Source organism: Bradyrhizobium sp. HKCCYLRH3061, from assembly GCF_051168015.1.
Taxonomy (GTDB): domain Bacteria; phylum Pseudomonadota; class Alphaproteobacteria; order Rhizobiales; family Xanthobacteraceae; genus Bradyrhizobium.
Genome location: NZ_JBNPUE010000013.1, coordinates 137,951 through 159,575, shown reverse-complemented (window position 1 = coordinate 159,575; position 21,625 = coordinate 137,951). Strand labels below are relative to the sequence as shown.

Genomic DNA, 21,625 nt, shown 5'->3' with positions numbered 1-21,625 from the left:
ACGGCTAATCGACCACGACCGGCTCGACGACGCCGGCGCGCTCGGTGATGAGCCTGTACTGATCCGGCCGGCGATGGGCCGCGAAGTTGAACATCTTCTCCTTGCCCTGGCGGCACAGATCGAGGTCGATGTCGGCGACGACGACCTCGTCAGCGAGCGTCCTCGCCTGCGCCACGATGCAGCCATTGGGATCGACGATGCAGGAGCCGCCGATCAGCCCGCTGCCATCCTCGTCGCCCGCCTTTGCGACCGCGATCGCCCACGTCGCATTCATGTAGGCGTTGGCCTGCGCCACCAGCGTGGAATGGAAGGTGCGCAGCGCGGCATCCTCGGTGTTGCCGCCGTTCGGATCGTAGGCCGCGGAATTGTAACCGACGCAGACCAGCTCGACGCCCTGCAGTCCGAGCACGCGCCACGATTCCGGCCAGCGCCGGTCGTTGCAGATCATCATGCCCATGATGGCGCCGCCCCACTCGCGGCCGGCGCGCACGGCCGGAAAGCCGAGATCGCCATAGCCGAAATAGCGCTTCTCCAGCTGCTGATACTTGGCACCCGGGCGCGGCTCGACGGAGCCGGGCAGATGCACCTTGCGATATTTGCTGATGATCTCACCGTCGGGATCGACCAGGATGGAGCTGTTGAAGCGGCGTCCGTCCGGTGTCAGCTCGGCATAGCCGACATAGAAGCCGACGCGAAGCGCCCGCGCCCGGTCGAACAGCGCGGCAACGGACGGATTCGGCATCGAACGCTCGAAGTGGCCGTCGAGCGCCTCGCCTTCGAGGATCCAGCGCGGGAAGAAGGTCGTGAATGCGAGTTCGGGGAAGACCACCAGCTTCGCGCCCTCGCTGGCGGCCTGATCCAGCAGCGCGATCATGCGGGACAGCGTGTGCGTCCGGCTGTCGGCGCGCTGGGTCGGTCCCATCTGGGCCGCGGCGGCGCGGAAGATACGGCTCAATAGTGCCTCCAATCTGTGCGTCATGCCGAACGATCAGGCGGAACGCCGCCTGAATGCGCGCACTGAAAGAAGGGATCATTTGGCGAAAGCGGCGCGGGATTTGCAATCTGCCCACACGGCCGCGCGCTATGATATTTTGGCCGAGACCATAACCTGGGCTTATAGGGCGTTCACATGAACCTGCGCCAGCTGGAGATCCTGCGGGCGGTCATCCGCCACCACACCACGGTCGCCGCCGCCGAGGAGCTGGCGCTGTCGCAGCCCGCGATCAGCAATGCGCTGAAGGCGATGGAGGCGCAGGCCGGCTTCACGCTGTTCGAGCGCGTCAACAACCGGCTGTTCCCGACGCCCGAGGCGATGACGCTCTATGAGGAGAGCGAGGCGATCTTCACCTTGCATGCCCGGCTGGAAAGCCGCGTGCGTGACCTGCGCGAGCAGAAGACGGGTCATCTGTCGATCGTCGCCACGCCGCCGCTCGCCTACAGCATCATCCCGCCGACCTTGTCAGGCTTCCTGCGGCGCCGGCCGCAGACGCGGATGTTCTTCGACGTGCGCCGCTACGAGGGCATCATCGAGGGCGTGCTCGGAAACGTCGCCGAGCTCGGTTTCGCGCTCGGACTGTCTGACCATCCCGGTATCGCGCACGAGGTCGTGCACACCGGCGAGATGGTGTGCGTGATGCCGGCCCGGCATCCGCTTGCGGAACGCGACATGATTTCAGCGCGGGACCTTGCCGGGTTCCCGCTGATCGGCCTCGAACGCGGCACACGCCTCGGCGAAGCCGTGCGCGAGAGCTTCCGGCAAGCCGACGCCGACTTCCAGCCGACGGTCGAAGTGCGTTACTGCAACACGGCCTGCGTGCTGGCTTCGACCGGCGTCGGCGTCGCCGTGGTCGATCCATTCTCGCCGCGCCAGGGCGGGCATGATCTCGTGGTACGGCCGTTCACGCCGAGCACCAAAGTCTCGGCCTATGTGTTGTGGTCGGAGGCGCGGCCGCTGTCGAACCTGGCGAAGACGTTTCGCGGCGAGGTGCGAAACGCGAGCCGCAGTCTCGCGGATGGCCTCGACGCGGCGGCTCCGAGTCTCGCCGCTTCCGCGGAACGCGGCTGATTGCCGATCGGCACGACGCGTCCAATAGACCCGTGGACGTATCGTTTGCGGTCCATCATCCGAAATGCCTGCCTGCGGCGGGCTTCTCGCGATGATGCTCTGCGCCTCCGTCATCTTGCGGCTGGCGGCGGAATGGTTGCAGGAGACATTGTGGACCATGGCTCGCCCGCCCGCAATCGCGCCGCCAGCGCAGCCGCGCAGCCGACGAGCAGCTTCTCGCCCTTTGCAGCAGATGCCTTGCGCGCATCGCCTGCGACGCCGGAGGTGGTGATGTCGGCGAACGATCTGAACATTTTCAGCGACGGCACCATCGAGCCCACGATGTCGAAGCTCGGCCCGAAGGCCGCGTCGAGCCTCGCCGCATCGACGAGGCTCGGATGAGCCGCCATCATCATCGACGTCTCGGCTTCGCAGGCGTGCATCACACCGTCCTGATCCTCGAGGACCTCGGCCATCGTCTCCCGCCCTTCCATGAAATAGGTCGTGGTCGCGATCGGGGCATTGAACTCGCGCGTCAGTTCGCCGGTGAGGGCGGCCAGCGCCTGGATGTTGCCGCCATGGCCGTTGACGATCACGATGCGGCGGAAGCCGGCATTCAGGATCGAGCGGCAAAGGTCCCTGAGCACAGCGTGGTAGGTGGAGAGACTGAGGGTAAAGGTGCCGCCGAATGGAACGTGATGGTCGGCGAGCCCGCACCAGACAGTCGGCGCGACCACGATGGGATGGTCTGGAGCCAGCTCCAGCGCGGTGCGGCGGCAGACCTCGCTGCACAGGAAGTCGTCGACTCCCGTCGGCAGATGCGGGCCGTGCTGCTCGGTCGAGGCCACCGGCAACAGCACGAGCGCGTCACGGGCCGCGAGCGCGCGAAGCGCTGCGGCGGAAAGTCTATTCCAGGCGGTTTCGGTCATGATGGCTGCTCGCGTGGTCGGAGATGAGGTAGATTGGCTCAGATCACGCAGCGACCGCAACAGCCCATCTCGGCGTCTCTTGCGCGCAGGCCGACAGTGGCCTGCGTGCAGCCAGGCCTGCACGCCGCTGCGCGATACAGCGGCCTCTCCCACAAGGGTGACGGCGCGGCAACCCGGACCGCACCCTCGGCTACATCAGGAGCATGCTCTCCATACGCTCAAACATCGACAGCGATTTCGACCTCGACAAGGTGCAACGGCCCTGCGTCCTCACAACACCACGGCTCGCGCGGCGGGCCAGTCTCACGCCCGCGTCAATTCGATGTCGTGGGTCTGCTTCGTCTCCGCGTCGTACACCCTGATCTGCAACATCGGAAACCGGCGCTTGAGGTCATGCGCGCCGTTGTGTGCGCCATCCTTGGTCTTGAATTCGGTCTTGATCTGACCATCGACCACGACGGCATAGCCGGTCAGCGGAAGGTCTTTGCCGGATTTGTCTTGAGCAGGCTTGTTGTGAACAGACTTCTCTTGGGCAGACTTGAGCATTGCGAGCCGACGTCGATTCGTGAGTTGAAGGGGTGCCGAGCGCGCGATCTCTCCGCCTCAGACGACTCCGATGTAAGGTGAGTCTGTCGCGACGAGCAAGCGAAGACGTGTTCTTCACAAGCAGGACAACTACGGTTCAACCTGACGGCGCAGCGCCGGCCCGCGATGATCTCGGGATGTTCAGCGCGAACGAGTCGCGCAAGTTCCAGACTTGCGACGCGAACGTTCCGGTGGCTCGGCATCATGCTCGCCACCGCGAACGAGGAGCGCTGTGGTCGCGCGTCTCTCAGCGCCCGCAGCGCCCACCTCGCACCACCCCCAAGGCAGCAGCCCGATGCCAACTTGAGATGCGCTCTCCGACTGAGCACGGGTAGACGCAAAATCCCGCCACCATCGAACGAACGAATCAGCATGGCCGCCATGCGCGAATTGCCCGTCGTGTTAGTTCGTCGCACGTTTGGCGCTTGCGCCGTCGGGCAAATCACCTGCACATTTCCGCGCATCCCGCCTCATGAAGAGGGGCGTGTCGCGAACGTCACGAGACGTGGAGTGCGGGATGCGATGGACGCGACGTGTCGCAGCGGGTGTCATGCCTGCGGACGAACGGCACGGTGCGGACGGCGAAATCGCATGGTCCTGGCGCCGCGACGCTGGCGTCAAGCTCGCGACGAGGTTTCAGCCTCGCGCGGGTGACGGTGGCAAGACAGCCCGTTCACCGGGGAGAGTGCGTATAAGCCGTAACACCGTCGCGCAGGGAAGGCCGGGATGTCTCGGCCGAACCTGTGGTTCCTGCCCCGTGCATTCTTTCCGCACGGGGGCCATGGGGGCGGCGAGCTCCCGGCCTTCCCTGCGCCCTCTCCCTTGAAGAGGGTTCCGTCAAGCAAGACTCGGGCGCGATCCGCGCCGCGAGATCGCGACGTGCTGATTTGTAGACGTTCTGTTTGTCGATGGCTGTTTGTCGATGGCTGTTTGTCAGAGTGAACTGCTGACCAATGTTGCGTGCCGTGCACGGGGGCACGACGATCTCCGTAAGATGACGGATGGGCTTGCCGACCGCCGGTGCCGCTCCGGCAGCCAGGGATCGTAAACGGCTGGGCAGACCGTTGACCCGCCATTTACCTCACGGTCCGACCACGACATCGTGATTTGATGCAGGTCAACATGCCCGGCCCGGACGCACCACCTACTGACAAGGCGTTCAAGCGAATCAGGCCTTGCCGTTACCTCGTTCGGCGTCCCTCGAACGGTCCTGTGCACTTGTCATCATGGAGAACCACATGAGCGAGACCGGCGTGACCGCCCTGGATCACACCGTCCAGGAAACCAACATCTGGCTGAAGGCCATCGAGCAGCGCCTCGCGCTGGCGAGCCGGCAGCAGGCCTACAATGCACTGCGTGCCGTGCTCCATGTGCTGCGCGACCGCATGCCCCTGGCCGTCGCCGTGAATTTCGGCGTCCAGTTGCCGATGCTCATTCGCGGGATCTACTACGAGGGCTGGCACCACGCGGCAACCCCGACCAAGGACCGCCATCTCGAATATTTCGTCGATGACATCTTCCGCCAACTGCCGCCGCAATTCCCGGTCGATCCGCTCACGGCGGCGCGCGGCATCTTCGAGATTCTCTGGGAGAAGCTCGATCCCGGCGAGTTCGACAAGCTGATGGCCCACCTGCCCGTGTCGCTGCGCAATCTGCGCGAGCCGGCGACGTAAGCGTCAGTGCGCCAACTGCCGGTACAGCGCCGGCAGTGCGGCCGGTAGTCGCCGGATGTTGCCGACGATGGCGTAGCCGCCGCGACCGAACAGGGTTGGAAAATACGACTGCGCCGACGCATCGATGGTCACGCCGAACACCGCGACGCCGCCGCGTCGCGCTTCCTGCACCGCCTTGCGCGTGTCCTCGATCGCGAACCGTCCCTCATAGTGATCGACGTCGTTCGGCTTGCCGTCGGTCAGCACCAGCAGCAGGCGCTTGCGCTCGGATCGCTCGGCGAGCTCGCCGGCGGCGTGACGCACCGCCGTGCCGATGCGCGTATAGTAGCCGGGCCTGAGCGCGCCGATGCGGCGCTCGACCCGCCCGCTCATCGGCTCGCCGAATGCCTTCACGGTCTCCAGGCGGACCCACGAGTTGCGCCGCGAGGTGAAGGTGAGAATGCTGTGGCTGTCGCCGCAGGCCGACAGCCCATGCGCCAGCACCAGCAGCGCCTCCTTCTCGACGTCGAGGACGCGCACGCCATCGATCCATGCATCGGTCGACAGGGACACGTCGACCAGGAGAGTCACCGCGAGATCATGCGCCAGCGGGCGCATCGCGAGGTGCACGCGGTCGATGCCGCCATGGCCGGCATTGAGATCGCTGCGCGCGCGCACCAGCGCGTCGATGTCGAGGTCGTGGCCGTCGGCCTGCGCGCGCATGATCTCGTGGCGCGGCCGCAAGGTCTCGAACCTGCGCCGGACGCTGCGGATCCGCCGGCGCATCGCATCGTCCGGAGCCCACGCCTCGCCCGCTTCGGCGGCGTCGCCGGTCACGACGCGGCAATGATCCGGCAGATAGGCGCCGCTGCGATAATTCCATTCGGGATACAGCCGGCCGCTGTCGAGCCTCGCGGTGTCGACCGCCTCGGGCGGCAGATCGAGGTCGAACTTCAGCTTGCTCGCCGGCCGCCCCTTGCGCCTGGCGATCGCAAGCTCGTCGAGATCGTCGGCGGCCTTGCGGGCGTCGTCATCGTCGGTATCGTCGGACGGACGATCGACATTGACCATCTCCGCCATCGCGAGGATCTTCTCGAAGCGGTTGAGAATGAATGGATCGCGCTTGGCCGTGTCGTCGCGCTCGCGCCGCGCGAATCGCTTGCGGGTGTCGGGTGCCCCCTCCTGCTCTGCGGGCGTCTGCGTCTCGTCGTCGTCGCGCGCCGCGGCAACGGCATCGCGACCCCAGCAATCGCCCCACAGCGGACACGGCAGCATCGGCCGATAGCCGGGCGGGGCGGCCTGCGGCAACGGGCCGCCGGCGATGACCGCATTCCACAGCGCGCCTTTGGGCGGCGCGCCCGCGCCGAGCAGCGCAATGACGATGTGCTCGACCTGCTGCTCGAGCCGAGGCAGCGGCCGCCGCGGCCGCGCCGCAGCCAGCGCTTCAGCGAGTTGCGCATGCGGACGCGCCAGCCCCGGGAAGCGCGCCAGCACCAGCGAGGTCGTCTCACAGGCCCGGCGCAGCGCCAGCAGATCACGCCGCAGCGGATCGCGCTCCGCGATCGGCTCGACTGCCATGGTCGCGAACCACGCCGCGAGCCAGTGATAGAGCTGCGCATTGAGCGCGCGATCCGGCAGCAGCGCGATGGTCTCCGGCAGGAACACAGTGGCGCCGTCGCGCCCGGCCTGGTCGAGGCATTCGTCGCCGAGGCCAATGCGCTGGCGCCAGCCGAGCCGATGGCCCGATTTGCGCGCCTTGGCTCCGGCGACCTGCACGCCGCTCTCGCCGCCCAGCGCGCGGAACATGACGGCGATGCGGCCGCTGATCTCGTTCAGGGCGACGGCCTGGTCCGGATGGACCGGATAGCTCGAGGTCGTGCCGACCATGCGATGCCAGGCACGGCCGACGGTCTCCTCCAGTTCGAGGAAGTCGAGCATGGCTCACCCGATCACGGCATGCGCGACCTCGCGCAGCGCGGCCTTGACGTCGGCGTCGTCGGTGAGCGGCTCGATCATCGCAGCGAGCACGGCGTCCGCGATGGATGCTCCGGCGGCGACGAGCGTCGCACAATAGACCAGCAAGCGCGTCGAGACGCCCTCCTCCAGGTCATGGCCCTGCAGCGCGCGCAGCCGATGCGCGAGCGCCACCAGCGGCCGAACGCGCTCCGGCGCCAGCCCGCTCTCGGCGGCAACCACCACGATCTCCTGCTCGGCCGGCAGGAAGCCGAATTCGATGGCGATGAAGCGCTGCCGTGTCGACGGCTTGAGCGCCTTGTGCAGCGACTGGTAGCCGGGATTGTAGGAGACCACGAGCATGAAGCCGTCGGGCGCGATCAGCTCCTCGCCGGTGCGCTCCAAGGGCAGGATCCGGCGGTCGTCGGTGAGGGGATGCAGCACGACGGTGACGTCCTTGCGGGCCTCGACGACCTCGTCCAGATAGCAGATTCCGCCCTCGCGCACCGCGCGGGTCAGCGGGCCGTCGGTCCACACGGTGTCGCCGCCCTTGAGCAGATAGCGCCCGGTGAGGTCGGCGGCGGTGAGGTCGTCGTGACAGGCGACCGTGTGCAGCGGCAGGCCCAGTCGCGCCGCCATGTGCGCGACGAAGCGGGTCTTGCCGCAGCCGGTCGGCCCCTTCAGCAGCACCGGCAGGCGATGTCGGAACGCATGCTCGAACAGCGCGCATTCATGGCCGGTCGGCGTGTACGAGGGGAACGACGGGGCGGTATGGATCGCGTGCAGCGCGGGCTTCATGACAACTCTCCGTATCAGGGGGATGCAGGCGGCGGCATCGAGGCCGCCGCCTGCGGGATTTCACTCCGCCGGCTGCAGCGCGCCGGGCAGCGCAGCCTCCTTGGTGCGGCCGGGCATCAGCACGGCCCAGACGAACATCAGCGCCGCGATCGCCACGAACACGCCGGAGCCGAGCCGCACCCAGTAGAACATCGCGAGCTGGTCCTGCACGTCCATGTAGCTCTGGCCGAGCACGCGCTGCAGATGCACCTGGATGATACCGGCGAAGGTCAGTGCAAAGGTCATCGTCATCATCGCCGTGCACATGATCCAGAAGCTCGCCATCGAGAGCCACTGGTTATACGGCGCACGCTGGCGCAGCTGCGGCACCGCATAGGCCATGACGGCGAGGTTGAGCATCACATAGGCGCCGAAGAAGGCGAGATGGCCGTGTGCCGCCGTGACCTGGGTGCCGTGGGTGTAGTAGTTCACGCTGGACAGCGTGTGCAGGAAGCCCCACACGCCGGCGCCGAGGAACGCCATCACGGAGCAGCCGACCGACCACAGCAGCGCGGCGCGGTTCGGATGCTTGCGGCCGGCCTTGAGCGTCATCTGCACCGTGAAGATCACCATGGTGAAGAACGGCGCGACCTCGAGGGTCGAGAACAGCGAGCCGATCCACTGCCAGTAGCCGGGGGCGCCGATCCAGTAGAAATGATGGCCGGTGCCGAGGATGCCGGAGAACAGCGCAAGGCCAATGATGACGTAGAGCCACTTCTCGACCACCTCGCGATCGATGCCGTTGAGCTTTATCATCAGGAAGGCCAGGATCGAGGCCATGATCAGCTCCCAGACGCCTTCGACCCAGAGATGGACGATGTACCACCAGTACATCTTGTCGACGGCGAGATTGGCCGGATTGTAGAAGGCGAACAGGAAGAAGATCGCCACGCCCCACAGCCCGAACAGCAGGATGTTGGTCACCGTGGTCTTGCGACCCTTGAGCGCCGTCATCGTGACGTTGAACAGGAACATCAGGCAGACGACGACGATGCCGACCTTGATGATGAAGGGCTGCTCGAGAAACTCTCGGCCCTCATGGTAGTGGAAGAGATAACCGACGACGGCAGCCCCCGCGGCGCCGAAGAACATCCAGAACTGGATCTTGGCGAGCAGCGGGCTGTAGAGCTCGGTCTCGGTCTCCTCGGGCAGCAGGAAGTAGGTGGCGCCCATGAAGCCGATCAGCGACCACACGATCAGCGCGTTGGTGTGGATCATGCGGACGATGTTGAAGGGCAGCAGGACCGACAGCGTGTTCGGCAGCACGTAGATCGTGCCGGCGAGCAGGCCGAAGATGACCTGAGCGAGGAAGAGCGTCAGCGCGCCGTAGAAATACAGCATCGCGACCTTCTGGGTCTCATATCTCATCGCGGATCTCTCTCATGACGGGGGGCGGGATGCCGGCTCAGCCGGCCTTGTTCGGCGGCCAGTCCTGGCGCTTGATCGTGTCGGTCCATTGCAGGAAGTCCGCGAGATCGTTGAGCTCCTGGTCGGACAGGTTGAACTGCGGCATCTGCCGGCGGCCGGGCGCGCCGGAGGGTTGCGACTGCATCCAGGACTTCAGCATCTCGCGCGCGGCGGCCGGGTCCTGCCTGCCGCCCCAGCGGTCCCAGACATTGCCGACCTCTGGCGCGAAATAGGCGCCCTCGCCCAGCAGCGTGTGGCAGTTGATGCAGGAGTTTTTCTCCCAGACGTGCTTGCCGCGAGCGACGCCGTCGGACAGCGTCGACGCACTGGTCGAGGTCGTGACCATGTAGTAGTGGCTGTGCGCTGTGAGCCCGAGGAAGATCGCAAAGAAGAAGGCCGAACCGCCGTAGAAGACGTTCCGTGCGGCAGACTTGGTCAGGCGTTCCGCCATGACACGTCCTTTCCGTTTGGTGAAGGTCGATGGTGAAGGCAATCTACCGGCACTGCCGGGAGTCTCTTTGTCGCGGCGCAAGCAGCATGGCGATGGCGCGTCAGACCAGTGCGAGGATCGCCACCGCGAGCCCGGCGAGCGCGACCAGGCCTAGGAGCCACGATGTGAGCAGGCCCCGCCACAGCGCGGGCGCATGGCGCAGGCCGAGAAAATCCAGCACGATCACCCTGCCCTTGGCCAATGCGAGCACGAGCACGAGAGCATCGGCGAGCCAGCGATTCGGCAGCAGCAGCGAGGCCGCGAGCGTGGCGGTGGCGAGGCTCAGCAATTGAAGCCAGGCGAGCGTGAGGCGATCGCGGACCATGACTCATCCCACCAGATAGAGGATCGGGAACATCACGATCCAGACCAGGTCGACCATGTGCCAGAACGCCGTCCCGGTCTCGACGCTGTCGGGCGCGGCATGACGACCGACGACTCCGAGGATGACCATCCCGAGCACGACGTGGAGCAGATGGAAGCCCGTGAGCAGAAAATAGAGCGTGAAGAACGGCGACGTCTCGAAGCCTGCGCCGGCGGCAATCTCCCTGCCATACTCGGTCAGCTTGACGGCAATGAAGGCCGCGCCGAGCAGGATCGCCAGCATGATCCAACGCCGTGCGGTGGGCGGCGATGCGCCTCTCGCCGCGGCCGCCGCGCGCGCCGCGGCCCACCCGCTCGTCACAAGCACGATTGTGTTCAATGCGGCGAGAGGTCCGTCCAGCATGGCCTGCCCGGCCGCGAACACGACTGGATTGACTGCGCGCGCCACGACGAAGGCGCCGAGCAGCAGGCCGAAAGCGACGAGCTCGCTGAGGATCAGGACCCACATCATGGGGTCGCCCGGCAACCCGTCGAGCACGCCCCAGCGCTCCGTTGGTTCCGGTTCGTATGTGAGTGCCGACACCGCCACCTCCGATCAGATGTCGGCAAAGCTAGTCGGGGCGGCAGACATGCTCTTTGTCGGCGCACAAACAGCACGGCGCCTGGATGCGCTACGGGATCGGCATCAGGAGCATGTCCATGACCGAAGCGCAGCTCGGCCTCGTCACCGCCACCCCGATCATCATCGTGTTTGCAGCGGCGCTGCGGCGCATGGGCGTGCTGTCGACCACGGGGACGGTGTCCGCGATCGCGCTCTCCGTTGCGATTGCGGTTGTCCTGTTCACCACGCAGTAACCGGGCCTGGAACCTTTGCCGCTCTCGGGCGTCAGATCGTCCGGAGGTGCCGCATGGACGACAACCGGTTCGCAGAGCTGCTCGGAAGCGCCGCCATCGGCGTCTGGGGCGACATGCCGCGCGACATCCAGGAGGCGCTGTTCGAGACGGCGATGCGCGGTCACGACGATCTGAGGCACGAACTCGCCAAGCTGCTTCACGACCGGCATCCGCGGACACAGCATCCGCCGCGCCCGGCGTGAGCGGCCTCAGTCGCGATGATCATCAGCCCCGAACTGTGATGGTTCGTCGTAGCCCTTGCGGCTGCTGTAGAACAACAGCACCATCAGCCCGATCCCCACGATGAGCGAAAACACCACGCCGAGCGTGAGCGCAATCCAGCCCTCGGCCGGCATCGGATCGCCAGGCAGGGTCATGCCCTGATAGGCGAAGATGACGGCGGCTGCGAGAATCAGCAGCAATGCAACGATGATGGTGATCGGTCCTGCCCGCATGGCGGTCGCACTCCTGACACGAGAACAGGACGGGACCATGATCGTTCCTGCACGGGTGCGGTAGAGGCGCACGGCGGCAGTTCCGAAATTCGAGGACGGCCTCCCCACCCTTCTCGCTGCGCCGCCGAAAGCATCGCGCTGCATCCCATCGCAGCATCATCTGCTCAAAGGATGACGCGCGCTCCTCCGCGCCTTGCCGCGGGCCGCATGGCTGCTCTCGCGGCGGATCGCTAGGCGTCGGGGAACTTAGCTGATAACCATACCGGCTTCCTATCGGCTAAAGAGGACAAGACCGGAGATGGACAACCGCAGCGAGATCTGGCGCGGCGTCGACGCGATCAAGACCCGTTTCATCGAGCTCAGCGACCGGGTGTGGAGCATGCCCGAGGTCTGCTACACCGAGGCCCGCTCATCTGCCGAACACCTCGACGAGCTCAAGCACCAGGGTTTTCGCATCACCGAAAAGGTCGCGGGCATCCCGACGGCGCTGATGGGCGAATGGGGAGAAGGCGGTCCGGTCATCGCCTTCATGGGCGAATACGACGCCCTGCCCGGCCTCAGCCAGGAAGCAGGAGTTGCCGAGCATCGTCCGATCGAGACCGGCGGCCACGGCCATGGCTGCGGCCACAATCTCCTGGGCTCGGCGGCGCTGCTCGCGGCCACCGCCGTGAAGGACTGGCTCGCCGCCAACAAGGTCCCGGGACGCGTGCGCTACTACGGCTGCCCTGCCGAGGAAGGCGGCGCCGCAAAGGCCTTCATGGTGCGCTCAGGCGCGTTCGAGGATGCCGACATCGCGATCACCTGGCATCCGTCGAGCTTCTGGGAAGTGGTGATGACGCCCTCGCTCGCCAACACGCGCGCGGACTTCATCTTCACCGGACGCACCTCGCATGCGGCCGCCTCGCCGCATCTCGGCCGCAGCGCGCTCGACGCGGTGGAATTGATGAATGTCGGCGTCAACTACATGCGCGAGCACATGCCGAGCGACGCCCGCGTGCATTACGCACTGCTCGACACCGGCGGCATCGCACCCAACGTCGTGCAGGCGCATGCGCGCGTGCGCTACTCCATCCGCGCGCGCGACCTGCCCGGCATGAACGAGCTGGTCGGGCGCGTGCACAAGATCGCGCTAGGTGCCGCGATGATGACCGAGACCAAGGTCGAGATGAAGATCATCTCGGCGGTCTCCAACATCCTGCCCAACACGCCGCTCGAAGAGGCGCTGCACGGGATCATGGAAGAGCTCGGGCCGCCGCATTTCGACACGACCGACAAGGATTTCGCCGGGCAGATCCAGGCGACCCTGACCGACAAGGACATCGAATCCGTCTACTACAGCATCGGCATGGACCCGACCGACAAGCCGCTGGCCGACTTCCTGGTGCCGCTGAACGCCAAGCGCAATCCGCAGATCGGCTCGACCGATGTCGGCGACGTCAGCTGGGTGGTGCCAACGGTGCAGGTGCACGCGCCGACGGTGGCGATCGGCACGCCGTTCCACACCTGGCAGGTCGTTGCGCAAGGCAAGACGCCGGCCGCGCACAAGGCGATGGTGCAGGCCGCGAAGGCCATGGCCGGTCTCGGCATCAAGGCGCTCAATGAGCCGGCGCTGATCGCAGCCGCCAAGGCCGACCTGAAGAAGCGGACGCTGCGCACGCCCTATGTCAGCCCGCTGCCCGCCGAGGTCGAGCCGCCACTGACCATGTCGGTCGTTTGAGAGATAAACTGGGGGGAACACGATGGCAAAGACAGCGACAAAGAAGAAGCCGGCGGCGAAGACCGCCAAGCCGGCTCCGAAACGCGCGGCCGTGCGCGCCACGGCCAACAGGAAGCCCGCAAAGGCGAAGCCGCAGGCCAGACCACAGGCGAAGGCAGCCGCGCCAAAGCCGCGGCTGCCGAAAGGACCAGTCTGGCAGTGGTCGGCGCTCGACACCGCCGCTGCGATCCGCTCCGGCGCGGTCTCCTCGGTCGAGGTGACCGAGGCCCATCTCGCGCGCATGCATGAGGTCAATCCGAAGCTGAACGCGGTCGTCGTCGATCTGTCCGAAGAAGCCTTGAAAGCTGCGCGCGCCGCGGACAAGGCGCGCAACAAGGACGGCCTGCTGCATGGCGTGCCCGTCACGATCAAGGAGAACGTCGACTACGAGGGACGGCCAAACCCCAACGGCGTTCCGGCGCAGATGGGGATCATCGCGCCGTCGGACGCGCCGGTCGTGCGCAACCTCAAGAAGGCGGGCGCGATCGTGCTCGGCCTCACCAACACGCCGGAATTCTCATTCCGCGGCTTCACGGACAACCCGCTGCACGGGCTGACCTTGAACCCGTGGGATCCCGAGATCACCTGTGGCGGCTCGTCGGGCGGCGCCGGGGCTGCGGTCGCCGCCGGCATCGGCACCATCGCGCATGGCAACGACATCGGCGGCTCGCTGCGCTGGCCGGCGCATTGCAACGGCGTTGTCACGATCAAGCCGACGCAGGGGCGCATCCCGGCCTACAATGAAAGCGCCGCGGCCGAGCGGCCGATGCTGGCGCATCTGATGTCGTCGCAGGGGCCGCTGGCGCGCAGCGTCGCCGACGTCAGGCTGGCGCTGGAGGTGATGAGCCGGCGCGATCCGCGCGATCCCTGGTGGGTGCCGGCCCCGCTCGAGGGCGAGACGCCCAAGCGGCCGATCAAGGTCGCGCTCGCCAAGATTCCTGATGACATGGACGTCGATCCCTCGGTGCAGGCCGCGCTCCGGCAGGCCGCGGATCATCTGGAGCGCTCCGGCTACCGGGTCAGCGAGGTCGATGTCCCCGACATCTCCGGCGTCTGGCAGACCTGGTGCGACGTCATCACCACCGAGGTGGTCGTGATGCAGGAAGCCAAGATGCTCGCCGTCACCTCCGAAGACTTCCACAAGGCGTGGGGCGGGATGCGGGCCAAGGCCGAGATCCTCGACCTCGCAGGCTGGATGAACGCGACGGCGCAGCGCTCCACCCATATCCGCGCCTGGCAGATGTTCTTCGAGGAGTATCCGGTGGTGCTGGCGCCAACGACGGTCAAGCCGACCCCGGGCCCGCGCGAGGACACGGTAAGCCCGGAGCGCGTGCGCGAGATCTTCTTCAACGAGATCCGCTTCATCTCGGCCATCAACGTGCTCGGGCTGCCCGGCGCGGTGGTGCCGGTGACGGTTCACAATGGCCAGCCGATCGGCGTGCAGCTGATCGCCGGCCGCTATCGCGAGGACCTCGCGCTCGATGCCGCCGCGGCGATCGAGAAGCGCGCGGGCATGCTGGTGCGGCAGCTCTGGGAGCGGATGGCTTAGTCTCGCGACGGTCCGATGACCCCTGGTTCTCGGACCGTCACGTTTCCGACATCGCTTCAGCCCCGATTGTCGAAAGTCGAACACTGACGCCCATCGCGCTAGCCCGAGGGCCCCCTCGGGTTGACGGGACGTCGCCGACCTGTCTATTTTGATGTATACGAATGAATATAGCACGACATCGGTATGGGCCGCTGCGCCGGAACGGGACTTGCAATTCACCGAAGCGAACCCGTCTCTGTCGATATGAACGAGGACAATTGTGATGAGATCGATGCGCTTCGTTGCCGCTGCTCTGTGCGCGGCTGCCGCTCTCCTGACTGGCGCAAACGCGTTCGCCGGCAGCGCCAACATCGCCGTGGCCGCCAACTTCACCGAGCCGGCGAAGGAGATCGCCGGCCTGTTCAAGGCCAAGACGGGACACGAATTGGTGCTGAGCTTCGGCGCGTCCGGACAGTTCTACACCCAGATCAAGGAGAACGCGCCGTTCGCGATCCTGCTCTCCGCCGACGACGAACGGCCTAAGAAGCTGGTCGACGAGGGCCTCGGCGTCGCCGAGAGCCGCTTCACCTACGCCATCGGCAAGCTCGTGCTGTGGAGCAAGGACCCGAACGCGGTGAAGGGCGAGGACACGCTGAAGGCGAACGCGTTCAACAAGCTGTCGATCGCCAATCCCACCGCCGCGCCCTATGGCGCGGCCGCAGTGGAGACGCTGAAGGCGCTCAAGCTCTATGAAGCGATCCAGCCCAAGATCGTGCAGGGCAACACGATCTCGCAGGCGTTCCAGTTCGTCGATACCGGCAATGCCGAGGTGGGCTTCGTCGCGCTGTCGCAGCTGATGCCGAATGCCGGCGGGTCGCGCTGGCTGGTGCCGCAGACCCTCTACACCGAGATCCGCCAGGATGCCGTGCTGCTGAAGGCATCCGCCGGCAACGAGGCGGCGACTGCGTTCCTGACCTTCCTCAAGACTCCGGAAGCCCGTGCGGTCATCGAGAAGTTCGGCTATGCTCTGGACCCGAAGTCCGGCAGCTGAGCGCCCACGTCGATGAACTTCCAGGGATGAACTTGCACGTCTCGGCCGATATCTGGCAACCGGTCAGCCTGACCCTCGAATTGGCAGCGATCACGACCGTCATTCTGATGATCGTGGGAACACCGATCGCATGGTGGCTGGCGCGGTCGCAGGCGTGGTGGAAAGAGGCGGTCGCAGCCCTGGTGGCGATTCCACTGGTGCTGCCGCCGACCGTGCTCGGCTTCTATCTGCTGGTCGCGCTCGGCCCGAGCGGTCCGGGCGGGGCACTGGCTTCCTTGTGGGGCGCACGCACCCTCGCCTTCACTTTCCCGGGCCTCGTGATCGGCTCGGTGCTGTTCTCGATGCCGTTCGTGGTGCAGCCGATCCGCAACGCCTTCGAGGCCATGGGCGAGAAGCCCCTGGAAGCAGCCGCCACGCTGCGCGCCTCGCCCTGGCGCGCGTTCTGGACGATCGCCGTGCCGCTGGCGAGCCCCGGCTTCCTCACCGGCGCGATCCTCGGCTTTGCCCACACCGTCGGCGAGTTCGGCGTCGTGCTGATGATCGGCGGCAACATTCCCGGCAGGACGAAGGTGCTGTCGGTCGCGATCTACGACTACGTCGAGACCTCGCAATGGACCGAAGCCTCGGTGCTGGCGCTCGGCATGGTCGTGTTCTCGTTCGGCGTCATTCTGACGATGATGCTGATCGAGAAGAAGATGACGCGACGCGCGTCATGAGCACCGTCAAGGTCGATTTCCGCGGTACGCTCGGGCGCTTCGAGCTGAACGCACGGTTCGAGGTGCCGGCGCGCGGCGTCACCGCGATCTTCGGCCCGTCCGGCTGTGGCAAGACCGCCGTCATGCGCAGCATCGCCGGCCTCAACCGCCTGGACGGACGATGCTCCGTCGCCGGCGACGTCTGGCAGGACGAGAAGACCTTCCGCCCGGTGCACCGGCGCCCGATCGGCTACGTGTTCCAGGAAGCCAATCTGTTTCCGCATCTCTCCGTCCGCCGCAACCTGATGTACGGCCATCCCGGCCCGTCCGGCCCCACCGCCATCGGCTTCGATGAGGTCGTGTCGCTGCTCGGCATCGCCAAGCTGCTGGAGCGCTCGCCGCGCCATCTGTCCGGCGGCGAGCGGCAGCGCGTGGCGATCGGCCGCGCTCTGCTCAGCCAGCCGAAGTTGCTGCTGATGGACGAGCCGCTGTCGGCGCTCGACCAGATGACCAAGGACGAGATCCTGCCCTATCTGGAGCGCCTGCATGCCGCGCTCGACCTGCCGATCCTCTACATCAGCCACGATATCGCGGAGGTCGAGCGGCTTGCCGATCAGCTGGTGCTGATGCGCAATGGCAGCGTCCTGGCTTCAGGCCCGCTGTCCGTGCTCCAAGCCGACCTGACACTGCCGCTCGCGCTCTCCCGCGATGCTGCGGTGAGTCTCGACGCCACCGTTCTGAAGCACGACGCCATCGACGGCATGGTGACGCTTGCGGTGCCCGGCGGGCATTTCGTGCTGCCGGCCGAGCCCCTTGCGTCCGGAACACGCCGCCGCCTGCGCGTGCTGGCCGATGACGTCAGCCTCGCCGTGGAAACGCCGAGCCGCAGCACCATCGTCAACGTGCTGCGCGCGAAGATCCTGGAAATCCGCAGCCAATCGGACCACCGCGTCACTGCCCTGCTCGGCCTCGGCGAGGACGGTGAGGGCGCGCGATTGCTGTCGCGGGTCACCCAACGCTCGTGGAACGAGCTCGGCCTGCGGGCGGGACTTGCCGTCTACGCCCAGGTCAAGGGCGTCGCGCTGGTTCGGCGCGAAGAGCCCATCGTCTGATCGGCACGCGCCGGCCCTCCTCCCACCATCGCAACACATGTTGTATAAGCGACAATATAGCGTCCGATGTTATATCCTAGACAATATAGCTTTGGATCGCAAAACCGAAGCCTGCCTGCTTTTCCTCAATGCAATGAACAAGTTGGTCGGCGCCTAACGATCTGGCCCGCTGCTTGCTCATTCGATCTCGCAACACGAGGTCATCAGCATGAAAGCCGCCGCCGTCACCTGGCATCCGAACGCGCCCAAGCCGCTCGCGCTGGTGCTGGGCACCAACGAGATCGCCTCCGCGATCGCGGCCAAGCTCAACCAGGCGTGCTTCGCGCTCGTCCTTTGTCACGACGCCTTTCCGCCGGTGATCCGACGTGGCATGGCCTTTCACGACGTCCTGTATGGTGAGACGTGCGACATCGACGGCGTGATCGGCTGCCGGGCCGAGGGCATCGCGGACGTCGTGCGCATTCATCACGAGCCAGGCCGGGTCGCCGTCACCGGGATGCATCTCACCGACATCATCGCGTTCCGCTATCCCGCGGTCATCGTCGACGCACGGATGCAGAAGCATCTTGCCACGCCGGATCTGCGCGGCGTCGCCGGCATCGCCGTCGGCATTGGGCCGCGCTTTGCGGTCGGGCACAATTGCGACATCGCGGTCGAGACACATCCTTGCGAGACCGGCGCGATCGTGGCGCACGGCACGACGCGCGATGCGGACGGCAAGGCACGCGATCTCGGCGGCGCAGGCCGCGAGCGCTTCGTCTATTCCGATCAGGATGCCGTCTGGCATACGCCGCTCGACATCGGCACCCGCGTCTACAAAGGACTGCAGCTCGGATCGCTCGGCGGCACGCCGGTGCTGGCGCCGCTCGATGGCGCACTGCGCGGCATCGCGCGCGACGGTCTGCGCGTGCCGGCCAACGTCAAGCTGCTGGAGATTGATCCGCGCGGCCGCCACGCCGCATGGACCGGCATGGACGACCGCGGGCGATCGATCGCCGCGAGCGTCGTCTCGGCTGTCCAAGAGATCATGCGAACCGGTCGGAAGGCGGGCCGCGTCTCCGCCAATGCGTGAGGAGGACTGCCATGGGTGTCGCCGAGGTCGGGACGTGTCAGATCGTGGCGCTGCAGGGCGCTGCGTCCACCGTCATCCAGGAGTTACTCGATGAGTTCGCCACGCGGCTCGCAGGCATGGGGCTGCGCGTCTCCGGCGTGATCGAGAGCAGCGTCGACAAGACCAGGCCGTGCAAGGCCATGATGCTGCGCAGCCTCGACGACAACCGCATGTTCTCGATCTCGCAGGATCTCGGCCCGGGATCGCAGGCCTGCAACCTCGATCCCGAAGGATTGGTGCTGGCCTGCGCCGCCGTGCAGCAGTCGATCGCGCGTGGCACGGATGTCGTGATCCTCAGCAAGTTCGGCAAGCAGGAGGCGGCGGGAGGTGGCCTCGCCGACGCCTTCGGCTCGGCGATGTCAGCCGGGCTTCCGATCATCACGGCGGTATCGCCTGCGATGATGGAGGCGTGGACGCGCTTCGCCGGCGTGTTCGCCGAATGCGTCCCGGTCGAAGTCGCGCGCCGTGCCGGCTGGATCGAAGCGTGGTCCGGCCGCATGGTGACAGCGCAGAGCCCGCGTGACATGATCGGCTCACAACGCGAGCGGATCGGAATAGGATGAAGCGCGAAGCTCAGATCGCATTGACCATCACTTTCGGCAACGGCGGAAGTCTGTCGCCCGAGGATCTGCTGCTGATCGACTTCATCCGCCGGGAGCGCTCGATCCTGGGCGCCGCGCGCGCGAGCGGCATCTCCTACCGCAAATGCTGGCTGATGGTCGATGCGCTCAACCGCACCTTCGAGACGCCGGTGTTCGAGACCCATCCCGGCCGCCGCGGCGGCGGCGCCGAGATCACGCCGTTCGGCGAGCGGCTGATCGCGCTGTATCGCTCGATGGAGCGGCGCACCCGCACGGCCACCGCTGCGGCGCTCGTCGAGCTGCAGAAGGCTACCGATCCGCGCTATCAGAAGCGGGCCAGCGGCGCGGCCGAGGCAGCTCCGAAGGCCGAACCGCGCCGGGTCCGATCGCGACGCTCTTGATCATCGCCCAGGCCGACAGATCCGGCTCCAACGCCAGCCGCTCGACCGATTCCAAGGTCACGAGCGCGTGGAGCCTGGTCGCACCGAGATCGAACGTCACGCGCACATAGGGCGGATCGAGCGGCAGGATCTCCTCGATCCGGCCCGGCAGCCGGTTGGTGATCGACACATCCATCGGCCGCGACAGCGCGATCGAGACGTCGCGGGCCTCGATGGTCACGGAGACGCCGGCGTCAACAGCCGCATCGACCATCGGCACGCGCAGCTCGCCGTCGGCGAAGAACAATGTCGACATGCCGTATTGCGGATCATGGCGCAGCACGCGCGCCGGCACCGTCGTGCTGAGAACGACGGACGAGGCTGAAGACGATGCAGACGAGCCGGTCATCGCGCGGCAGCCTCCACAGCCTCAGGGCCGGTCGTGATCGTACAGGACGCGCACGCGGATCGTGCCCTCCACCGCGCGCAGCTCCGACAGCAGCGCCTCGCCCTCACCGCCGACCACGTCGGTCTCGAGCACGACATAGCCGACCTCGGGATCGGTCTGCAGATATTGCGCAAGGATGTTGATGTTGTGCCGCGACACCGCATCGTTGACCTGGCGCAGCACGCCCGGCACGTTCCGGTGGACATGGATGAAGCGCGTGCCGGTCGGGCGCGCCGGCAACTGCACCTGCGGGAAGTTCACGGCGCCGAAGGTCGAGCCGACATCGGAATAGTCGATCAGCTTGCGCGCAACCTCGCCGCCGATGCGGTCCTGCGCCTCCTCGGTGGAGCCGCCGACATGCGGGGTCAGGATCACGTTGGGCAGGCCCTGCAGCGGCGAGACGAACGGATCGGCGTTCGAGGCCGGCTCGACCGGAAACACGTCGACGGCGGCGCCTGAGAGCTTGCCCTCGCGCAACGCGCTGGCCAGCGCCTCGATGTCGACCACCGTGCCGCGCGAATTGTTGATCAGATAGGCGCCGTCCTTCATGTGACGGATCTGGCGCTCGCCGATCATGTTGGCGGTCGCCGGCGTCTCCGGGACATGCAGCGACACGACGTCGCTGATCGCCAGGAGCTCGTCGAGGCTCTCGACCGGCTCGGTGTTGCCGTGGCGGAGCTTGTCGGTGAGATCGAAGAAGATCACCCGCATGCCCATGGCCTCGGCGAGGTTCGACAGCTGCGAGCCGATGTTGCCGTAGCCGACAATGCCGAGCGTCTTTCCGCGCACCTCTCGGCTGCCATTGGCGGACTTGTCCCAGCCGCCCGCATGCGCCGACACCGAGCGCGGGAAGATGCGGCGCATCAGCATCACGACCTCGGCGATCGTCAGCTCGGCGACGCTGCGGGTGTTCGAATAGGGCGCATTGAACACGGGGATGCCGAGCCGCTTCGCGGCATCGAGATCAACCTGGTTGGTGCCGACGGAGAAACAGCCGACCACCATCAGCCGATCGGCGGCCTGCAGCACTTCCTCGGTCAGATGCGTGCGCGAGCGAATGCCAAGCATGTGCACGCCCGACAGCATACGTTTCAACTCCGCCGAACCGAGCGCCTTCGGCAGCCGTTCGATTTCCGTATAGCCGTTGGCCTCGAACATGCGGACGGCCGAGTCGTTCACGCCCTCGAGGAGCAGAACGCGGATCTTTTGCTTGGGCAGCGATAGCGGCATGGGCCTGGCCTGATTCAGTCGTGGAGGTGGCGTAGTGTAGCGGTTGTTACAGTCGCGATGCGTTGAAACTTGGTGAATGCGACGCGGCAGCGTGGCTTTCTGTCGCTTTCTCAGGGTCTTGTCCACTCCGTCGCGGCCTTTTGACCGGCGATGCAAAATCAGC

At 66.3% G+C, this 21,625-nt stretch carries 24 protein-coding genes; 12 read left to right on the top strand and 12 right to left on the bottom strand.

Annotation, left to right across the window (positions count from 1 at the left end):
- Positions 1–4: 4 nt before the first annotated feature.
- On the bottom strand, positions 5–979 hold the full coding sequence (locus ACQR2C_RS21485; protein WP_434874138.1) for an N-carbamoyl-D-amino-acid hydrolase: 975 nt from the start codon (positions 977–979) through the stop codon (positions 5–7).
- Positions 980–1,129: 150 nt separating this feature from the next.
- On the opposite strand from ACQR2C_RS21485, the gene ACQR2C_RS21480 reads away from it, so the two are divergent.
- Positions 1,130–2,065, top strand: a complete 936-nt coding sequence (locus ACQR2C_RS21480; protein WP_434882052.1) for a LysR family transcriptional regulator — start codon at positions 1,130–1,132, stop codon at positions 2,063–2,065.
- A 110-nt stretch (positions 2,066–2,175) separates the two neighbouring features.
- On the opposite strand, the gene ACQR2C_RS21475 is transcribed toward ACQR2C_RS21480, so the two are convergent.
- Together ACQR2C_RS21475 and ACQR2C_RS21470 are read right to left on the bottom strand one after the other, a co-directional pair.
- Positions 2,176–2,973: a creatininase family protein gene (locus ACQR2C_RS21475; RefSeq protein ID WP_434882051.1), complete on the bottom strand. Its 798-nt coding sequence runs from the start codon at positions 2,971–2,973 to the stop codon at positions 2,176–2,178.
- Between the two features lie 303 nt (positions 2,974–3,276).
- Complete coding sequence (locus tag ACQR2C_RS21470; protein WP_315804433.1) at positions 3,277–3,519, bottom strand: hypothetical protein; 243 nt, start codon at positions 3,517–3,519, stop codon at positions 3,277–3,279.
- A 1,277-nt stretch (positions 3,520–4,796) separates the two neighbouring features.
- Between ACQR2C_RS21470 and ACQR2C_RS21465 the strand changes: the two genes are divergently transcribed.
- A complete protein-coding gene (locus tag ACQR2C_RS21465; protein ID WP_315804432.1) occupies positions 4,797–5,231 on the top strand; it encodes a DUF2267 domain-containing protein in 435 nt (144 codons plus the stop codon).
- A gap of 3 nt (positions 5,232–5,234) precedes the next feature.
- On the opposite strand, the gene ACQR2C_RS21460 is transcribed toward ACQR2C_RS21465, so the two are convergent.
- The 6 genes from ACQR2C_RS21460 to ACQR2C_RS21435 form a co-directional block, all read right to left on the bottom strand.
- Positions 5,235–7,148, bottom strand: coding sequence for a nitric oxide reductase activation protein NorD (locus tag ACQR2C_RS21460; RefSeq protein ID WP_434882050.1), 1,914 nt, complete (start codon positions 7,146–7,148; stop codon positions 5,235–5,237).
- A 3-nt stretch (positions 7,149–7,151) separates the two neighbouring features.
- The gene (locus ACQR2C_RS21455) at positions 7,152–7,961 is read right to left on the bottom strand and encodes a CbbQ/NirQ/NorQ/GpvN family protein (protein WP_315804430.1); all 810 of its coding nucleotides are present in this window, start codon (positions 7,959–7,961) and stop codon (positions 7,152–7,154) included.
- Between the two features lie 60 nt (positions 7,962–8,021).
- The gene (locus ACQR2C_RS21450) at positions 8,022–9,368 is read right to left on the bottom strand and encodes a cbb3-type cytochrome c oxidase subunit I (RefSeq protein ID WP_316238405.1); all 1,347 of its coding nucleotides are present in this window, start codon (positions 9,366–9,368) and stop codon (positions 8,022–8,024) included.
- A gap of 37 nt (positions 9,369–9,405) precedes the next feature.
- The gene (locus tag ACQR2C_RS21445; protein WP_315804428.1) at positions 9,406–9,858 is read right to left on the bottom strand and encodes a c-type cytochrome; all 453 of its coding nucleotides are present in this window, start codon (positions 9,856–9,858) and stop codon (positions 9,406–9,408) included.
- A gap of 100 nt (positions 9,859–9,958) precedes the next feature.
- Positions 9,959–10,222, bottom strand: a complete 264-nt coding sequence (locus ACQR2C_RS21440) for a cytochrome C oxidase subunit IV family protein (RefSeq protein WP_315804427.1) — start codon at positions 10,220–10,222, stop codon at positions 9,959–9,961.
- Between the two features lie 3 nt (positions 10,223–10,225).
- Complete coding sequence (locus ACQR2C_RS21435) at positions 10,226–10,804, bottom strand: cytochrome c oxidase subunit 3 family protein (protein ID WP_316217567.1); 579 nt, start codon at positions 10,802–10,804, stop codon at positions 10,226–10,228.
- A 116-nt stretch (positions 10,805–10,920) separates the two neighbouring features.
- On the opposite strand from ACQR2C_RS21435, the gene ACQR2C_RS21430 reads away from it, so the two are divergent.
- Both ACQR2C_RS21430 and ACQR2C_RS21425 read left to right on the top strand, forming a co-directional pair.
- Positions 10,921–11,076, top strand: coding sequence for a hypothetical protein (locus ACQR2C_RS21430; RefSeq protein ID WP_315717764.1), 156 nt, complete (start codon positions 10,921–10,923; stop codon positions 11,074–11,076).
- Positions 11,077–11,129: 53 nt separating this feature from the next.
- Positions 11,130–11,318 carry a hypothetical protein gene (locus ACQR2C_RS21425; protein WP_315804425.1) on the top strand — a complete coding sequence of 63 codons (189 nt, stop codon included), beginning with the start codon at positions 11,130–11,132 and terminating at the stop codon, positions 11,316–11,318.
- Positions 11,319–11,324: 6 nt separating this feature from the next.
- On the opposite strand, the gene ACQR2C_RS21420 is transcribed toward ACQR2C_RS21425, so the two are convergent.
- Positions 11,325–11,570, bottom strand: coding sequence for a hypothetical protein (locus tag ACQR2C_RS21420; protein ID WP_315804424.1), 246 nt, complete (start codon positions 11,568–11,570; stop codon positions 11,325–11,327).
- A 298-nt stretch (positions 11,571–11,868) separates the two neighbouring features.
- Here ACQR2C_RS21420 and ACQR2C_RS21415 point away from each other — a divergent pair, with 298 nt between their 5' ends.
- The 8 genes from ACQR2C_RS21415 (at position 11,869) to ACQR2C_RS21380 (ending at position 19,805) form a co-directional block, all read left to right on the top strand.
- Positions 11,869–13,287, top strand: a complete 1,419-nt coding sequence (locus tag ACQR2C_RS21415; RefSeq protein ID WP_434882049.1) for a M20 family metallopeptidase — start codon at positions 11,869–11,871, stop codon at positions 13,285–13,287.
- A gap of 22 nt (positions 13,288–13,309) precedes the next feature.
- Complete coding sequence (locus ACQR2C_RS21410) at positions 13,310–14,875, top strand: amidase family protein (protein ID WP_434882048.1); 1,566 nt, start codon at positions 13,310–13,312, stop codon at positions 14,873–14,875.
- Between the two features lie 262 nt (positions 14,876–15,137).
- Positions 15,138–15,905: a molybdate ABC transporter substrate-binding protein gene (modA, locus tag ACQR2C_RS21405; protein WP_434882047.1), complete on the top strand. Its 768-nt coding sequence runs from the start codon at positions 15,138–15,140 to the stop codon at positions 15,903–15,905.
- A gap of 26 nt (positions 15,906–15,931) precedes the next feature.
- Positions 15,932–16,621: a molybdate ABC transporter permease subunit gene (gene modB, locus ACQR2C_RS21400; protein WP_316177910.1), complete on the top strand. Its 690-nt coding sequence runs from the start codon at positions 15,932–15,934 to the stop codon at positions 16,619–16,621.
- On the top strand, positions 16,618–17,712 hold the full coding sequence (gene modC, locus ACQR2C_RS21395; RefSeq protein WP_434882046.1) for a molybdenum ABC transporter ATP-binding protein: 1,095 nt from the start codon (positions 16,618–16,620) through the stop codon (positions 17,710–17,712). Before modB ends, modC begins: the two co-directional genes overlap by 4 nt.
- A 208-nt stretch (positions 17,713–17,920) precedes the next feature.
- Positions 17,921–18,784, top strand: coding sequence for a xanthine dehydrogenase (locus ACQR2C_RS21390; protein WP_434882045.1), 864 nt, complete (start codon positions 17,921–17,923; stop codon positions 18,782–18,784).
- 11 nt (positions 18,785–18,795) lie between these two features.
- Complete coding sequence (locus ACQR2C_RS21385) at positions 18,796–19,386, top strand: DUF2478 domain-containing protein (protein ID WP_316217574.1); 591 nt, start codon at positions 18,796–18,798, stop codon at positions 19,384–19,386.
- Entirely contained in the window at positions 19,383–19,805 is a 423-nt protein-coding gene (locus ACQR2C_RS21380) for a winged helix-turn-helix domain-containing protein (RefSeq protein ID WP_315804416.1), read from the top strand. The genes ACQR2C_RS21385 and ACQR2C_RS21380 overlap by 4 nt, the downstream gene beginning before the upstream one ends.
- Here ACQR2C_RS21380 and ACQR2C_RS21375 read toward each other — a convergent pair.
- Positions 19,714–20,193 carry a TOBE domain-containing protein gene (locus tag ACQR2C_RS21375; RefSeq protein WP_315804415.1) on the bottom strand — a complete coding sequence of 160 codons (480 nt, stop codon included), beginning with the start codon at positions 20,191–20,193 and terminating at the stop codon, positions 19,714–19,716. The two genes, ACQR2C_RS21380 and ACQR2C_RS21375, sit on opposite strands and share 92 nt — an antisense overlap.
- A 21-nt stretch (positions 20,194–20,214) precedes the next feature.
- Complete coding sequence (gene serA, locus ACQR2C_RS21370) at positions 20,215–21,462, bottom strand: phosphoglycerate dehydrogenase (RefSeq protein ID WP_315804414.1); 1,248 nt, start codon at positions 21,460–21,462, stop codon at positions 20,215–20,217.
- Positions 21,463–21,625: the final 163 nt, after the last annotated feature.

Bases quoted from the DNA above. Each gene is read 5' to 3' on its own strand.
- ACQR2C_RS21485 (WP_434874138.1), bottom strand. From the start codon at position 979: ATGACGCACAGATTGGAGGCACTATTGAGCCGTATCTTCCGCGCCGCC.
- ACQR2C_RS21480 (WP_434882052.1), top strand. From the start codon at position 1,130: ATGAACCTGCGCCAGCTGGAGATCCTGCGGGCGGTCATCCGCCACCAC.
- ACQR2C_RS21475 (WP_434882051.1), bottom strand. From the start codon at position 2,973: ATGACCGAAACCGCCTGGAATAGACTTTCCGCCGCAGCGCTTCGCGCG.
- ACQR2C_RS21470 (WP_315804433.1), bottom strand. From the start codon at position 3,519: ATGCTCAAGTCTGCCCAAGAGAAGTCTGTTCACAACAAGCCTGCTCAA.
- ACQR2C_RS21465 (WP_315804432.1), top strand. From the start codon at position 4,797: ATGAGCGAGACCGGCGTGACCGCCCTGGATCACACCGTCCAGGAAACC.
- ACQR2C_RS21460 (WP_434882050.1), bottom strand. From the start codon at position 7,148: ATGCTCGACTTCCTCGAACTGGAGGAGACCGTCGGCCGTGCCTGGCAT.
- ACQR2C_RS21455 (WP_315804430.1), bottom strand. From the start codon at position 7,961: ATGAAGCCCGCGCTGCACGCGATCCATACCGCCCCGTCGTTCCCCTCG.
- ACQR2C_RS21450 (WP_316238405.1), bottom strand. From the start codon at position 9,368: ATGAGATATGAGACCCAGAAGGTCGCGATGCTGTATTTCTACGGCGCG.
- ACQR2C_RS21445 (WP_315804428.1), bottom strand. From the start codon at position 9,858: ATGGCGGAACGCCTGACCAAGTCTGCCGCACGGAACGTCTTCTACGGC.
- ACQR2C_RS21440 (WP_315804427.1), bottom strand. From the start codon at position 10,222: ATGGTCCGCGATCGCCTCACGCTCGCCTGGCTTCAATTGCTGAGCCTC.
- ACQR2C_RS21430 (WP_315717764.1), top strand. From the start codon at position 10,921: ATGACCGAAGCGCAGCTCGGCCTCGTCACCGCCACCCCGATCATCATC.
- ACQR2C_RS21425 (WP_315804425.1), top strand. From the start codon at position 11,130: ATGGACGACAACCGGTTCGCAGAGCTGCTCGGAAGCGCCGCCATCGGC.
- ACQR2C_RS21420 (WP_315804424.1), bottom strand. From the start codon at position 11,570: ATGCGGGCAGGACCGATCACCATCATCGTTGCATTGCTGCTGATTCTC.
- ACQR2C_RS21415 (WP_434882049.1), top strand. From the start codon at position 11,869: ATGGACAACCGCAGCGAGATCTGGCGCGGCGTCGACGCGATCAAGACC.
- ACQR2C_RS21410 (WP_434882048.1), top strand. From the start codon at position 13,310: ATGGCAAAGACAGCGACAAAGAAGAAGCCGGCGGCGAAGACCGCCAAG.
- modA (WP_434882047.1), top strand. From the start codon at position 15,138: ATGAGATCGATGCGCTTCGTTGCCGCTGCTCTGTGCGCGGCTGCCGCT.
- modB (WP_316177910.1), top strand. From the start codon at position 15,932: ATGAACTTGCACGTCTCGGCCGATATCTGGCAACCGGTCAGCCTGACC.
- modC (WP_434882046.1), top strand. From the start codon at position 16,618: ATGAGCACCGTCAAGGTCGATTTCCGCGGTACGCTCGGGCGCTTCGAG.
- ACQR2C_RS21390 (WP_434882045.1), top strand. From the start codon at position 17,921: ATGAAAGCCGCCGCCGTCACCTGGCATCCGAACGCGCCCAAGCCGCTC.
- ACQR2C_RS21385 (WP_316217574.1), top strand. From the start codon at position 18,796: ATGGGTGTCGCCGAGGTCGGGACGTGTCAGATCGTGGCGCTGCAGGGC.
- ACQR2C_RS21380 (WP_315804416.1), top strand. From the start codon at position 19,383: ATGAAGCGCGAAGCTCAGATCGCATTGACCATCACTTTCGGCAACGGC.
- ACQR2C_RS21375 (WP_315804415.1), bottom strand. From the start codon at position 20,193: ATGACCGGCTCGTCTGCATCGTCTTCAGCCTCGTCCGTCGTTCTCAGC.
- serA (WP_315804414.1), bottom strand. From the start codon at position 21,462: ATGCCGCTATCGCTGCCCAAGCAAAAGATCCGCGTTCTGCTCCTCGAG.